Here is a 15139-nt window from a genome sequence, read left to right as displayed (position 1 = left end):
ATGTTGGCCAGCACATGCGCGCGTTCGGTTGCTTGCCCGCACCACCATGTCGCGACGCTTGGCAGCAGCAATTCCTCGCCCCGCAAGGCCCGTGAAATCTTGGGCAGGAAGGCGAGCAGCGCACGCGTCTCCATCAGGCCGGAGCCAAGCGCATTGACGGTAGCAACCGCGCCCTGGCGGATCGCCTCGACCAGGCCCGGCGTGCCGATCTGCGAATCCGGGCGCAGTTCGAGCGGATCGGCGAAGGCGGCATCGAGCCGCCGCCACAACACGCTGATCGGCATCAGGCCGGAAACCGTGCGTACCATGAGCCGGCCGCCTGAAACGGTCAAATCCTCGCCTTCGAGCAGCATGATGCCAAGGTAGCGGGCGATGTAGGCGTGTTCGTAATAGGTTTCGTTGAGCGGCCCCGGCGTGAGGATGGCGACGCGGCCGTCGGTCTCCTTGGCCATGCCGATCAGCGCGTCGCGAAAACGGCGGAAAAAGCCGGCAAGGCGGTGCACATGCATCTCGCCATAGATGTCGGACAGCGCGCGTGTGGTGGCGACGCGGTTTTCCAGTGCGAAGCCGGCGCCGGACGGCGCCTGCGTGCGATCGCCAAGCACCCACCACTGGCCGTCAGGTCCACGGCCGAGCTCGAAGGCGCAGAAATGCAGGAAGTGGCCGCCGGCCGGCTTGGTGCCGACGACAGGCCGCAAATATTCGGGGCTGGCGGCGATCAATCCCGCCGGCAGGATGCCTTTTTCGACCAGCCGGTTCGGCCCGTATATATCGGCGATGGTTTCCTCGAACAGTTCGGCGCGCTGCACGAGGCCGGCGCTGATCGCCGCCCACTCGCTCTCTTCGATGAGAACCGGGACATGCGCCAGCGGCCATTCGCGTTCATTGGCGCCGGCCTTGTCATAGACGCGGTAATAAACGCCGGCATCGCGCAGATACTGGTCGGCGCGGGCAAAGCGCTGGCCGAGCTTTTCAGCACCGAGTTCCTCGAGCGCCTCGACAAAATGCTTCCAGGCCGGGCGAGGATTGCCCGATGCATCGACCATCTCGTCGACGACGCCGTCGATAGGCTGGTAGTGCTCCAGCAGGCTGTGGGTCTGCGGCTTGCCGCGTCCCCTCTTGTGATTCCCCTTTGCCATTGCTGATCAGAGTCTTGCCGGCCGCCGAAGGTCAAGGGTCATCGGGAAATCTTCCGCCGGTTGTTCTTCACGGATCACATAGGCGGATGGCGTATGGCCACGCGGTTCGAAGCGGGCGAGCCGCCGAGCTTCCGCCTCGTTGCCATTGACCGGAAAGGTGTCGTAATTGCGCCCGCCGGGATGGGCGACATGGTAGACGCAGCCGCCGACCGCACGGCCCGACCATCGGTCATAGATGTCGAAGACCAGCGGCGTGTTGACCGGCAGCGCCGGATGCAGGCCCGATGCCGGCTGCCAGGCCTTGAAGCGCACGCCTGCCACCGCCACTTCGCGATTGTCAGTGACCTTCATCGGCACGATGCGGCCGTTGCAGACGACTGCGTGGCGCTCCGGGTTCAGCCCTTCGGTCTTGACCTGCAGCCGTTCGACCGAGGAATCGACGAAGCGCACGGTGCCGCCGATCGCGCCTTGCTCGCCCATGACATGCCACGGTTCCAGCGCCTGGCGCAGTTCCAGCTTGATGCCGGCATGCTGAACCTCGCCGCAGAACGGAAAGCGGAATTCGAGCTGGGCGTCGAACCATTCGGGACGGAACTCAAAACCGTTGAGCTTGAGGTCGTCGAGCACGTCGAGGAAATCGGCCCAGACATGATGCGGCAGCATGAAACGATCGTGCAGAGAAGTGCCCCATCGCACGAAGCGGCCGTCGAGCGGGTTCTTCCACGCACGGGCGATGATGGCGCGCACCAAAAGTTGCTGCGCGAGGCTCATGCGCGCATTGGGCGGCATCTCGAAGCCGCGGAATTCGACCAGCCCCAGCCGGCCGGTCGGTCCGTCGGGCGAAAACAGCTTGTCGATGCAGATTTCCGAACGATGCGTATTCCCGGTGACGTCGGTCAACAAATTGCGGAACAGCCGGTCGACCAGCCATGGCAAGGGTGCGTTGCCCTGGTCTGGATGCGGCACCTGCGCCATAGCGATCTCAAGCTCGTAGAGCGAGTCGTGACGCGCCTCGTCGAAGCGTGGCGCCTGGCTGGTCGGCCCGATGAACAGGCCGGAGAACAGGTAGGACAGCGACGGATGGCGCTGCCATTGCAGCACCAGGCTCTTCAGCAGGTCCGGCCTTCGCAGGAACGGGCTGTCATTGGGTGTCGCACCGCCGACCACGACATGGTTGCCGCCGCCGGTGCCGGTGTGGCGGCCATCGATCATGAACTTGTCTGCGCCAAGCCGTGTCTGCCGCGCCTCCTCGTAGATCGCCGTCGTCGTCGCCACGCAATCCTGCCAGTTGGAAGCAGGATGGATGTTGACCTCGATGACGCCTGGGTCAGGCGCGACGCGGATGACGTTGAGGCGCGGATCGTGCGGCGGGCCATAGCCTTCGATGTGCACGGGAAGGCCTATCGCCTTCGCCGCGTTCTCGGCCGCCGCGACCAGTTCGAGATAGTCTTCCAGCGCCTCGACCGGCGGCATGAACACGCAAAGCCGGCCATCGCGCGGCTCGACCGAAAGTGCGGTGCGCACCGCGCCGCCAATCTCGGTGATCTCCTGCTCGACCCGCTCCTGCTGGCCGGTCGCAGCGGTGAACGATGCCGCCTGCTGGCGGCGCGCCATCTCGTCGGCGCCTTCCAGTTCGGCTGGAGCCGGTCCGGCCAGTATGGCTTCACGCGCGAGCAGCGGGCCGCGTGGCAGTGATGGATCGACCGGCACGATATAAGGGAATTGCTCCGGCGGCACATAGGGCAACGTGCCGAGCGGCAGCCGGTAGCCGACCGGTGAATCGCCTGGCACCAGGAACAGCCGGCCACGCCGCGTCTTCCATTTTTCCGAACGCCAGCGCGGATCCGATGCCTGGCTGTTCCAGCGCTGGACGGGGAGCACATAGCCGGACGGTTTGGTCAGCCCGCGTTCGAACACTTTCGCCATGCGGCTGCGTTCTTCCGGATCCTCCAGCCTGGAGTTGGACGGATCGACATTGTCGGGCAGCTTGCCTTCCTTGAGCAGCCATTCGGCCGGATCCTCATAGGCTTCGCTCACCATGGCCTTGTCGATGCCGAGTTCGCCGGCAATCGCGGTGAGCAGGCTTTCGGCCTGCTTCGGGCCGATATCGGCCTCGCTCTTTTCGCGTGCGATCAGCGACGGATCGCTCCACACCGGCTGGCCGTCGGCACGCCAGTAGAGCGAAAAGGTCCAGCGCGGCAGGCTTTCGCCCGGATACCATTTGCCCTGGCCGTAATGGAGAAAGCCGCCCGGCGCAAAGCGCTCGCGCAGTTTACGGATCAGTTCGTCGGCCTTTTCGCGCTTGGTGGGACCGACGGCGGCGGTGTTCCATTCGGCCGACTCGAAATCGTCGATCGACACGAAAGTCGGCTCGCCGCCCATCGTCAGCCGCACGTCGCCGGCGGCAAGTGCTTTATCGACCTTGTTGCCCAGAGCGTCGAGCGCCTGCCAGCTTTCGTCCGAAAATGGCTTTGTGATGCGCGGATGTTCGGCGATGCGGTCGACCCGCATCTCGAAGCCGAATTCGACATTGGCGAAGCTCGCCATGCCGGAAATCGGGGCCGCGTTGCGGAAATGCGGCGTGGCGGCCAGCGGCACATGGCTCTCGCCGGTGAGCAGGCCCGAGGTCGGATCGAAGCCGATCCAGCCGGCGCCGGGAAGATAGACCTCGCACCACGCATGCAGATCGGTGAAGTCGACGGCGGTTCCGGCTGGACCGTCCAGCGCCACCAGATCGGGCTTCAACTGGACCAGATAGCCGGAAACGAAGCGCGCCGCGATGCCGAGATTGCGCAGGATCTGCACCAGCAGCCAGCTCGAATCCCGGCACGATCCCTTTTTCGCGGCCAAGGTCTCTTCCGGCGAGAACACACCGGTTTCCATGCGCACGATATAGGCGATCTCGCGCTGCAGCCGCGCGTTGAGATCGACCAGGAAATTGACGGTGTTGGCAGCGCTGCGATCGATGGTCTTCAGCAGCGCCGACAGCAGCGGTCCCGCCGGCTCCGGAGTGCGATAGATGGCGAGATCGTCGCGTATCTCTTCCGGATACTCGAACGGAAACGCCTCGGCCGACGGCTCGACGAAGAAATCGAACGGATTGTAGACCGTCATGTCGGCGACGAGGTCAACCTCGATCTTCAACTCCGTCACCGGCTCCGGAAAGACGAAGCGGGCGAGGAAATTGCCGTAAGGATCCTGCTGCAGATTGACGAAGTGGTTCGCCGGCTCGACCTTGAGCGAATGGCTCAGCACCTTGGTACGGGAATGCGGCGCCGGCTGCAGCCGGATGATCTGGGGCCCGAGAACCACCGGCCGGTCGTATTTGTAATGGGTCAGGTGGTAGACGGCTGCCAGAATTGCCATGGGGCCCCGGAATTCAGCGTTTCAAACGATTTCGCTGAACCCTGACACATCTGGCGACCATTCTCCAAGCAGAGATGTTGCGGTGCACCTAATTTAAGCAACGGTTACCGGCTCAGAAAAATGCCTGCAACCCCGTCTGCGCCCTTCCCAGGATCAGCGCATGCACGTCATGCGTGCCTTCATAGGTGTTGACCGTCTCCAGGTTCTGCGCGTGGCGCATGACGTGGTAGCCGATCTGGATGCCGTTGCCGCCATGCATGTCGCGGGCCTGGCGGGCGATATCCAGCGCCTTGCCGCAATTGTTGCGCTTGACGATCGAGATCATTTCCGGCGCCATCTTGCCTTCATCCAGCAGCCGCCCGACGCGCAAGGACGCCTGCAATCCCAACGCAATTTCGGTCTGCATGTCGGCAAGCTTCTTCTGGTAGAGCTGCGTGCCGGCCAGCGGCTTGCCGAACTGCTTGCGGTCGAGACCGTATTGGCGGGCGCGGTGCCAGCAATCCTCGGCGGCGCCCATCGAGCCCCAGGAAATGCCAAAGCGAGCCCGGTTGAGGCATCCGAACGGTCCGCCAAGGCCCTTTGCGTTGGGCAGCAGCGCGTCCTCACCGACCTCGACGCCTTCCATCACCACTTCGCCGGTGATCGACGCCCGCAGCGACAGCTTGCCGCCGATCTTCGGCGCCGAAAGCCCTTTCATGCCCTTTTCCAGCACGAAGCCACGGATCTCGTCCTTGCCGTTCTCCCCCTTCAGCTTCGCCCAGACGACGAACACATCGGCGACGGGCGCGTTGGAAATCCACATCTTCGAACCGGACAGCTTGTAGCCGTTGGCGGTCTTCTCGGCGCGCGTCTTCATACCGCCCGGGTCGGAGCCTGCATCCGGCTCGGTCAGGCCGAAACAGCCGATCCACTCGCCGCTGGCGAGCTTGGGCAGGTACTTCTTGCGCTGTTCGTCCGAGCCATAGGCATAGATCGGATACATCACCAGCGACGACTGCACTGACATCATCGACCGATAGCCGGAATCGACGCGCTCTACTTCGCGTGCGACCAGCCCATAGGTGACGTAGTTCGCGCCAAGCCCGCCGAATTCTTCAGGGATGTTGATGCCGAGCAGGCCGGCCTCGCCCATTTCACGGAAGATCGCGGTGTCGAAGGTCTCGTTGAGGTAGGCGTCCTCGATCCGCGGCGCCAGTCTGTCGGCGGCGAAGGCGGCCGCCCCGTCGCGCACCATGCGCTCGTCTTCCGAAAGCTGGCCCTCGATCAGGAACGGGTCTTCCCAGACGAATGCGTTCTTGTCGGCGGCCATGACGTTCTCCCAAACCAATGCATGTCGCTCAAAACGATGACACGCGTGAAGCAAAATGTTGGCCCGTTCTATCGGCCTGTGCCTCGAAAAAATCAAACGAAATTGATTCACCGATCAATGAGCATTAGGAATGGATCATGAGTGTCCAGCGCCGCCTTTTGCCCAACATCAGCGCCCTTGCCGCCTTCGAGGCTGTGGCCCGGCTCGGCAGTTTCACCGCCGCCGCCCAGGAGCTCGATCTGACCCAGGGCGCGGTCAGCCGCCAGATCAAACTTCTGGAAGATCAGTTCGGCCGCCGGCTGTTCGAACGCGACAGCCGCAATGTCAGGCTGTCGACATCGGGCGAGATCTACGCCGAGGCGGTGCGTTCAGCACTTGGGCAATTGCGTGACGCAGCCCTTGGATTGATGAGCAATCGGCATAGTGGTATCCTGAACCTTGCCATTTTGCCGACCTTCGGCACGCGCTGGCTGATGCCGATGATCCCCGATTTCGTCGAAAACAATCCCGATATCACCATCAACTTCGTCACCCGCGTCGGCCGCTTCGATTTCGCCAGGGAGAGGCTGGATGCCGCCATCCACTACGGCCTGCCGGACTGGCCGGAGGCCGACTCGACACTGTTGGTGCGCGAAACCGTGGCGCCGGTCGTGTCGCCCGAATTCCTCGCCGGCCGCGCCATCGCCTCAACGGCCGATATCGGCCGCTTGCCGCTGCTGCACATGGCGACGCGTCCTGGCGCCTGGACAGAATGGTTCGAGCATCAGGGCCTGAGCGCGCCGACCGGGCCCGGCATGCAGTTCGAACAGTTCGGCACCGCCGCCCAAGCCTGCATGGCGGGGCTCGGCGTGGCGCTGCTGCCGTTGATCCTCATTGCAGGCGAATTGCAGCGCGGCCAGCTGGTGCCGGCGCCAGGCCAGCCCATGCAAAGCCGCAGTGCCTACTATCTCGTCGTCCCGCACGACAAGCGCGGCCATCCGCCGGTCGCCAGTTTTCGCGACTGGCTGCTGGGCCAGGTCGAGAAGGAACCGGCCGTTCTGGCGTGGTAGCTACTTTCGCTTCAGCGCATCCGCCAAAGCAGCACCGAACGCTCCCTGTTGCGCCGGCCGCTCCGGCTGGCGTTGCTGGGGTGCCGGCGAACGTGGCGCCGGCCTGCCGCCATTGTCGCGCGGTCCGCTGCGCGGAGCACCACCCTCGCCGCTATCCTTGCGCATGGAAAGCGCGATGCGCTTGCGCTTGATGTCGACATCGACGACGCGCACCTTCACCACGTCGCCGGCCTTGACCACCTCATGCGCATCCTTGATGAACCGATCGGCCAGCTGCGAGACATGCACCAGCCCGTCCTGATGCACTCCGATATCGACGAAGGCGCCGAAGGCGGCCACGTTGGTGACCGTGCCTTCCAGCAGCATGCCGGGCTTCAGATCCTTGATGTCGTCGATGCCGTCGGCGAAGGTCGCCGTCTTGAAGCCTGGGCGCGGGTCGCGGCCGGGCTTTTCCAGCTCCGCCAGGATATCGCGCACCGTCGGCAAGCCGAAACGCTCGTCGACGAAGACGCGTGGGTCGAGTGCCTTGAGCGCGGCACTGTCGCCCATCAACGACCGCACATCGCGCCCGCAGGCAGCGACGATCTTCTTCGCCACGCCATAGGCCTCCGGATGCACCGACGAGGCGTCGAGCGGCTCGCTGCCATTGGCAATGCGCAGGAAGCCGGCGGATTGTTCGAAGGCCCGAGGTCCGAGCCGCGGCACCTTGAGCAGGTCCTTCCGGCTGGCGAAGGGCCCGGTCGCATCGCGATGCGCAACGATCGCGTCGGCCAGCGATGCGCCCAGACCTGAAACGCGCGCCAAAAGCGGCGCCGAGGCAGTGTTGAGATCGACGCCGACGGCATTGACCGCGTCCTCGACCACCGCTTCCAGCGAGCGGCCGAGCCGGTACTGGTCGACATCGTGCTGGTACTGGCCGACGCCGATCGATTTGGGTTCGATCTTGACCAGTTCGGCCAGCGGATCCTGCAGCCGCCGGGCGATCGACACGGCGCCGCGCAACGACACGTCGAGGCCGGGGAATTCCGCCGCCGCCGTCGCCGATGCCGAATAGACAGAGGCGCCGGCCTCGCTGACGATCACTTTCAGTGGCTTGGGGCCACCGTCCGCCGGCATGTCGGACAGCATGTCGGCCACCAGCTTTTCGGTCTCGCGGCTGCCGGTGCCGTTGCCGATCGAAATCAGCTCGACCTTGTGCAGGCGGATGAGCTTGGCGAGTTCCGCCTGCGTGCCACGCACATCGTTTCTGGGCGGAAATGGATAGACCGTCGTCGTTGTCAGCACCTTGCCAGTGCCGTCGACCACCGCCACCTTGACGCCGGTGCGGATGCCGGGGTCGAGCCCCATCGTGGCGCGCGAGCCGGCGGGAGCGGCCAGCAGTAGATCCTTGAGGTTGCGGGCAAAGACGTGGATCGCTTCCTCCTCCGCCCGCTCGCGCAGATCGCGCATCAAATCGAGCGTCAGATGCAGCGACAGTTTTATACGCCAGGTCCAGCCCGCCACCTCCATCAGCCATCTGTCACCCGCAAGGCTGCCGCCGATGGCATAGGCATCGGCGATCATCCGCTCGACCGGCTTCACCGGTGAGCTGTCATCGGCATCGACCTCGATGTCGAGCGACAGCACTTCCTCGTTGCGGCCGCGCAGCATCGCCAGCGCGCGATGGCTCGGCACATTTGCCCAACGCTCGACATGGTCGAAATAATCGGAGAATTTCGCGCCGGCCTCCTGCTTGCCGTCGACCACCCTGGCCCGCATGAAGGCGCGCTCCTTCATGTAGCTGCGCAATTTGCCGACCAGATCGGCATTCTCGGCGAATTGTTCCGACAGGATGTCGCGCGCGCCCTCGAGCACCGCCTTGGTATCGGCCACCTCTTCGTTGACATAGGCCAGCGCCAGTTCGGCAGGCACCAATGAGCGGTTCGCCAAGATGGCTTCGGCCAGCGGCCCCAGCCCGCGCTCCCTGGCGATCTCGGCCTTGGTCCGGCGTTTGGGCTTGTAGGGCAGGTAGATGTCCTCAAGTTCCGCCTTGGTGGTGGCGGCGACGATCTTGCCTTCAAGCTCCTCGGTCAGCTTGCCCTGTTCGCGGATCGAGCCAAGGATGGTGTCGCGGCGCGCGTCGAGCTCGCGCAGATAGGCAAGGCGTTCGGCAAGATCGCGCAATTGCGTGTCGTCGAGCCCGCCGGTGACTTCCTTGCGGTAGCGCGCCACGAACGGCACTGTCGCGCCCTCATCGAGCAGTTCGATCGCCGCGGCCGCCTGTTCGGGCCGCGCGCTGATCTCGGCCGCGATGATGGCTGCAATGCGCTTGATGTCGGATGCCATGTCGTTCCTGCTCTCATCCAAAGAGCGGCGACCATAGGCGCAGACGTCCGGCCCGCCAACCGCCGCGCTTCGATCAGCCCGGCGGGTCCACAGGAAAGCGTATGCTAATGTGGTGGACAGCCGCGCTAGATTATCCGGCTGAGCGCCTCGAAGAACGCGACGATCTCGATATCGAGCGGATCGTCGACAGGCTGCGGCTGCGACGACATCTTGGCGATCACCACTTCGGTCCTGGGATCGACATACAGCCACTGGCCATGGATACCGATGCCGCAATAGGCGCCGTTCTCGTGTCCAGTCTGGTACCATTTGTTGCGGTAGCGGCCCTTGGGAAACAGTGGCAGCATCGCGCCGCGCTGCCAGGCGTCCGCACTGCCGCCAGTGCTGGTCGTGTCGCGCACCCAGGCTTCCGGTACGATGCGGCGGCCATTGGCCATGCCACCTTGCCGCATCATCTCGCCGACACGCGCCAGGTCGCGCGGCGTCACCGAAATGCCGCCGGCCGTGCGCGCCGTGCCCTCCATGTCGACGCCGATCGAGGCTTCGCTGACAGCGCCGAGCGGCAGCCACAGCTTCTCGCGCATCAGGTCGGTGAACCGCTGGCCCGACGCACGCTCGAGCAGCAGGCCGAGCAGGTCGGAATTCGGCGAGCGGTAGCGGAAGGTCTGGCCATGCGGCTCTGCAAGGCGTTGCAGGGTCAGGATGAATTCGCGCAGGCTCTCCGTACCGCCGCCCGGATTCCACAGCGTGGCACGGCGATAGCGGGCGAAAGCACTTTCCGGATCGAGATAGGCTTCCTCGAAATCGAGACTGACGCTCATATCGAGCACATGCCGCACGCTCGCATCGCCATAGGCCGAGCCGGCGGCTTCGGGGATGTAGGCCGTCACCGGCGCTTCCGGGTCGAACACCCCCTCGCCTTCCAGTATGCCGGCAATGATGGCGGTCAGCGACTTGCTGATCGAAAAGATGATGTGGCGGGCGCCGAAATCCATATGCGGCGCGAACCAGTCGCCGACGATCCTGCCGCCTTTCATCACCGTCAGTGCGTCGGTGCTCGAACGTGCGAGAAAATCAGCCACTGTCTCCGGTGTGCCGGCGATCGCGACCTTCTCGCCGAGCAGGCCGCCCATATCGCGCACGGGGGTTTCGACAACGCCCGACGTCGCCGTCACCCGGGCGGTCGGCACCAGTTCGCCGAGATTCTGGAACGACCACCGGTTGAACGGGTTCTCGCGCCAATTGGCGAGCACGACCTGGTTGCGCCGGAAGCCATAGCGGGTCTCGAACACGGTTTTGCCGGTCATGGCGTTTCCTTCCGGGTCGTTTCTTCTTTGTGGGGGCTCAGCGAAGTGCCGTGGCGATAGCGTGCACGGCTTTCAGCGTCGCTATGGAATAGGCACCATTGGCGAAATCCGGCCAGGTCGAAAGCTTCACCACGACCATTCCGGTGTTCCAGTCGATATGGATCATCTGACCGAACACGCCGCGGCACATCAGTGCGCGCGAGCGCGGGTCCTCGATCCAGAACTGGTTGCGATAGCTGCCCTCCGGCAGGCTGGGGCTGAAGTCCGGCCCATGCCTGCCGTTGCGCGTGTCCTCGACCCAGCCGGCCGGCACGACGCCGCCACCATTGTCGAGGATCAATTGGCCGAAGCGGCCATAATCGCGCAGCGTCGCGTTGAAACCGCCGTCGGCCACCGCATAGCCGGCGCTGTCGACCGTGAAGCAGGCGCTTTCATCGGCGCCGAGCTTTTGCCAGAGTTCTTCCGAAACCAGTTGCGGCAGCCGTTTGCCTGTCACCCGCTCCATGATGAAGGCGAGCACATCGGTCTCGATCGAGCGGTATTCGAATTGAGCCCCGTGCGGACGGACCGTTTCCTTCAAGCCCAGGATCAGTTCGAACATGTGCGAGGGCCAGCGAAAATCCGGATCGCTGCCAAGCGGCACCGGCTTCCAGCCGGTGGCGACATCGACCTGGCCGATGTCGGAATAGCGGTCGGTATATTCCTCGGAGAAACGGACGCCGCTGGTCATGTCCAGCACATGCTGCACATTGGCGCCGGCCCAGCCGGTAGCGCCGAGTTCCGGCAGGTAGTCGCTTACCGGTCTGGCCGGATCGATCAGGCCGCGCCCGACCAGTATGCCGAACACCGAACCGGTGACGGACTTCGCCATCGACTGCGACAGGTGCAGCGTGCGCTCGTCCATGCCGTTGAAATAGCGCTCATAGGCAACCTTGCCGTCCTTGAGCACCAGAAAACCGTCCGTATAGGTCTCGTCGAGCAGCCCGGCGAGTGTCGTCGGCTTGCCCTCGCTGTCCTCGACCGCCAGCCCGTCAAGATCGACCTCGGCGCGTTCGAGACGGCGGCGATGGCCGTTGCCGCGCCAGACTTCGGCGGTCGGCAGAATTTCACGGATGTGCTGGAACGCCCAGCGGTTCCATGGCGGCCGGTCCCAGTCGAGCTTCGGCGGCACCATGGCGGGCGGCGAGCCCTGCATGATCGGCGGCCGCGGATCGCTGTTGCGATAGGAGTCCATGAAAGGCCATTCCCGGAAAAGAAAAGACCCGGCGGCATGTGCCGCCGGGTCTCTCATGCAGCGGTTACTTCTGCAGTTCGGTCCAGATCTTGGTGTAGAGTTCCTGCGTTTCCGGCGGGCACATCTTCTGGAATTCGCCTTTCGGCTTGGCATCGGCCGGAATGACGACTTCCGGCGCATCCTTCATGTCCGCCGGCATGTATTTGTCCGAGCCGGTGATGGCGTTGGCATAGCGGTGGAAGGCCGAGAGGCCCGCCGCGTTTTCCGGATCCATGATGAAGTTCTGGAACAGCTTGGCATTGTCGACGTTCTTGGCTTCCTTCAGAACGACGACGTTGTCGCTCCACAGGCCAAAGCCTTCCTTCGGATAGTTGTAGTGGATGGCCGGATTGGCCAGCCGCTGGCGCAGTGCCGAGCCGTTCCAGTCGCTGGTCGCCTTGAAATCGCCGGCGCCCATCTTCTCGATGGTGTTGTATTCCATGGCGATCCAGTTCGGCTTGGCCGCCACCAGGAGGTCGCGCACCTTCTTCAGCACCGCCTTGTCGTCGGTGCACTGCTGGCCGCCGACATATTTGATCGCCGCGAAGATGACGTCGCCCATCTCCGGAACGACGTTGACCTTGCCCTTCAGCTCGTCCGGCGTGTTGAAGACGATGCCCCAGCTGTCGGCTGGACCCTTGTAGGCATCGGTGTTGACGACGACGCCGATCGTGCCCCAGGCCCACGGCACCGAATATTTGCGGCCCGGATCGAACTCGGGATTGGCCCATTCCGGCGCGACGTTCTTGAAGTTCTCCATCTTGCCCGGATCGGTCTCGAGCAGGAGACCTTCCTTGATCCAGATCGGCACATAGGTCTGCGACGGCACCGCGATGTCGAAGCCGGTGCCGCCCTGGCGAACCTTGGCCAGCGCGGTGTCGTTGGAATCGTAATCGGTGATGGTCACCTTGACGTTGTATTTGGCTTCGAACTTCTTGATCACGTCGGGGCTGGTGTAGTTGCCCCAATTGTAGATGTTGAGCACGCCGTCGGCGCGGGCCAGGCCCGTCGAGGCGAGCAACGCCAACCCCATGGCGGTTGCTGTTGTCTTCCAGTTCATGGGTTTAACTCCCATTTTTCGGTTCAGTCTCGTTTCCTGCTGACGAAGAAAAACAACGTGACGATGGCAACCGAGAGCAGCAGGAAGGCGGTCGATATCGCGTTGATCTCGGGTGTGATGCCGCGGCGGATCTGGCCGAGCATGTAGGTGGGCAGCGTGTCCTGGCCGCCCGATTTGACGAACTCGGTGATGACGACGTCGTCGAGCGAGATGACGAAGGCCAGCATCAGCCCGGCCAGGATGCCGGGCCACAGAAGCGGCAACGTGATGCGCCGGAACGTCTTCCAGGGCGTCGCGTAGAGGTCGGCTGCGGCACGCTCCAGCGTCAGGTCCATATTCTCAAGCCGCGCCCGGATCGGCAAATAGGCAAAGGGAATGCAGAACGCCGTGTGCGCGGCGACCAGATAGCCGATGCCGGAATAGCCGGTGAAGATCTTGATGCGCGAGAAGAAAATCAGCAGCGCCACCCCGGTGACGATCTCGGGCACCATCAGCGGCTGGTTGATCGCCGCATACTTGAAGGTGAGGCCGGGATAGGACGCGGTGCGGGTGGTGGCGAGCGCCGCCATGGTGGCAAAGATCGTGGAGAGCACCGCCGCAATGGAGCCGATCTGGAAGGAACGCAGCGTGGCATCGACGACCTGCGTGTTCTGCCATGCCGACTGGAACCATTTCAGCGAAAAGCCGCCCCATTCGGAGGTCGAGCTCGCCGCGTTGAAGGCATAGATGACCAGCACGATGATCGGCAGATACAGCACGATAAAGCAGGTCGCGGCGATCGCGCTGAATCCTGGCTGGTGCTTGATGGAAAAGTTCTTAGCCATGACGCACCCCCGACTTGCCGGCATTGCGCACATAGGCAAGCAGCGCCACCATGACGATGATCATGACGGCGATCGACAGCGCCGAGCCGAGTGGCCAGTTGCGGCCCTGCCCGAACTGCAATTCGATCAGGTTGGACAGCATCATGTTCTTGCCGCCGCCAAGCACGCTCGGCGTCACATAGGCGCCAAGCGCTGGAATGAAGACCAGGATGGAGCCGGCGATGACGCCCGGCTTGACCATCGGAAAGATAATCCGCCGCAGCACCTGGAAGCGCGTGGCGTAAAGGTCATAGCCCGCCTCGACCAGCCGGAAATCGAGCTTTTCCATACTGGCGTAGATCGGCAGCACCATCAGCGGCAGGTAGACATAGGCCATGCCGATCAGGATCGCCGTGTCGGTGTAGAGGATCTGGATCGGCGCCGAGATGATGCCGAGCTTGAGCAGCATTGTGTTGATGATGCCTTCGTTGCGGATGATCTGCAGCACCGCGAAGGTGCGGATCAAAAGGTTGGTCCAGAACGGAATGGTGATCAGGAACAGCCAGAGATCGCGGGTCTTTTCGCTGCGCGTCGCCATGAAATAGGCGGTCGGGAAACCAAGCACCAAGGTGGCGATCGTCGTCACCACCGAGAGCTTGATCGAGCGCAGGAAGATGGTGACGTGGGCGGCGGCGATCGAAAGCGTGTCGTCGAAGATATCGCGTTCCAGAAACACCGCTATCCAGGCTTCCGGCGAGAACTGCCACTTCACGTCGCCATAGGAGCCTGGCGTCAGGAACGAGTAGACGAGCACGATCAGCAAGGGGCCGGTCGCGGCGAGGAAAATGACCAGCAGCGCTGGCGCTGACAAAAGCCAGCGGTCGCGGACATCGCGCCGCTCCGCTGCCTTGGCGACTTCTTCCGCGGTCGCCATCGTCAGTCCTTCAGGACCTGGGCGGCATCGCTGCCGATGAGGATGCCGACCGCGTCGCCCTTCTCGAAACCGCAGCCCGCGCTGCGCGTGTTCTGCTGGCGTACGGTGAAGAGTTCGCCGCTGTCGAGATGAACATGGATGTGGGTGTCGGTACCGAAATAGACGATATTATCGACCCTCCCCGACAGTTCGCCCTTGGCCTTGGTCAGCTTGGCGTGTTCAGGCCGAACCACGACCGTGGCATTGGGCTTGGGCTGGAAACCCTGGGCCACGGTCGCCTCGATGGTCGCACCGGACTTGAGCGTGGCGCGCGCCTTGCCGTTGGCCATCTCGCTGATGGCGGCCGTCAGGAAGTTGGTTTCACCGATAAAGTCGGCGACGAAGCGTTCGGCCGGCTTGTCGTAGATATCCCAGGGCGAACCGACCTGGAGGATCTTGCCCGATGACATGACCGCGATGCGGTCGGACATGGTCAGCGCTTCTTCCTGGTCGTGGGTGACGAAGATGAAGGTGATGCCGGTCTCGTGCTGCAACCGCTTCAACTCGATCTGCATCTCCTTGCGCAGCTTATAGT

11 protein-coding genes are annotated in these 15139 nt (G+C 63.6%); 1 reads left to right on the top strand and 10 read right to left on the bottom strand.

The window, feature by feature from the left end:
• The 3 genes from EN991_RS05360 to EN991_RS05350 all read right to left on the bottom strand — a co-directional run.
• On the bottom strand, positions 1-1139 hold a 1139-nt coding region (locus tag EN991_RS05360), incomplete at its 3' end, for a circularly permuted type 2 ATP-grasp protein (RefSeq protein ID WP_206519166.1).
• A 6-nt stretch (positions 1140-1145) separates the two neighbouring features.
• On the bottom strand, positions 1146-4505 hold the full coding sequence (locus EN991_RS05355) for a transglutaminase family protein (RefSeq protein WP_127368320.1): 3360 nt from the start codon (positions 4503-4505) through the stop codon (positions 1146-1148).
• A 112-nt stretch (positions 4506-4617) separates the two neighbouring features.
• Entirely contained in the window at positions 4618-5814 is a 1197-nt protein-coding gene (locus EN991_RS05350; RefSeq protein ID WP_013529824.1) for an acyl-CoA dehydrogenase, read from the bottom strand.
• 137 nt (positions 5815-5951) lie between these two features.
• On the opposite strand from EN991_RS05350, the gene EN991_RS05345 reads away from it, so the two are divergent.
• Positions 5952-6863 carry a LysR family transcriptional regulator gene (locus EN991_RS05345; RefSeq protein ID WP_127368319.1) on the top strand — a complete coding sequence of 304 codons (912 nt, stop codon included), beginning with the start codon at positions 5952-5954 and terminating at the stop codon, positions 6861-6863.
• On the opposite strand, the gene EN991_RS05340 is transcribed toward EN991_RS05345, so the two are convergent.
• The 7 genes from EN991_RS05340 to EN991_RS05310 all read right to left on the bottom strand — a co-directional run.
• The gene (locus EN991_RS05340) at positions 6864-9188 is read right to left on the bottom strand and encodes a Tex family protein (protein WP_127368318.1); all 2325 of its coding nucleotides are present in this window, start codon (positions 9186-9188) and stop codon (positions 6864-6866) included.
• A gap of 125 nt (positions 9189-9313) precedes the next feature.
• Entirely contained in the window at positions 9314-10495 is a 1182-nt protein-coding gene (locus tag EN991_RS05335) for a serine hydrolase (protein ID WP_127368317.1), read from the bottom strand.
• A 37-nt stretch (positions 10496-10532) separates the two neighbouring features.
• Positions 10533-11729, bottom strand: a complete 1197-nt coding sequence (locus EN991_RS05330; protein WP_127368316.1) for a serine hydrolase — start codon at positions 11727-11729, stop codon at positions 10533-10535.
• A gap of 64 nt (positions 11730-11793) precedes the next feature.
• The gene (locus EN991_RS05325) at positions 11794-12828 is read right to left on the bottom strand and encodes an extracellular solute-binding protein (RefSeq protein ID WP_027161445.1); all 1035 of its coding nucleotides are present in this window, start codon (positions 12826-12828) and stop codon (positions 11794-11796) included.
• A 23-nt stretch (positions 12829-12851) separates the two neighbouring features.
• Entirely contained in the window at positions 12852-13652 is an 801-nt protein-coding gene (locus EN991_RS05320) for an ABC transporter permease (protein ID WP_013529816.1), read from the bottom strand.
• The gene (locus EN991_RS05315; RefSeq protein WP_013529815.1) at positions 13645-14565 is read right to left on the bottom strand and encodes an ABC transporter permease; all 921 of its coding nucleotides are present in this window, start codon (positions 14563-14565) and stop codon (positions 13645-13647) included. Before EN991_RS05315 ends, EN991_RS05320 begins: the two co-directional genes overlap by 8 nt.
• 2 nt (positions 14566-14567) lie before the next feature.
• Positions 14568-15139, bottom strand: a 572-nt coding sequence (locus EN991_RS05310; RefSeq protein WP_164768874.1) for an ABC transporter ATP-binding protein, incomplete at its 5' end; no start/stop codon positions are given.

The sequence above is a fragment of the Mesorhizobium sp. M7A.F.Ca.US.005.03.2.1 genome (genome assembly GCF_003997795.1).
In the GTDB taxonomy this organism is placed as follows: Bacteria; Pseudomonadota; Alphaproteobacteria; order Rhizobiales; family Rhizobiaceae; genus Mesorhizobium; species Mesorhizobium ciceri.
This window is presented reverse-complemented; position numbering and strand designations above follow the sequence as displayed.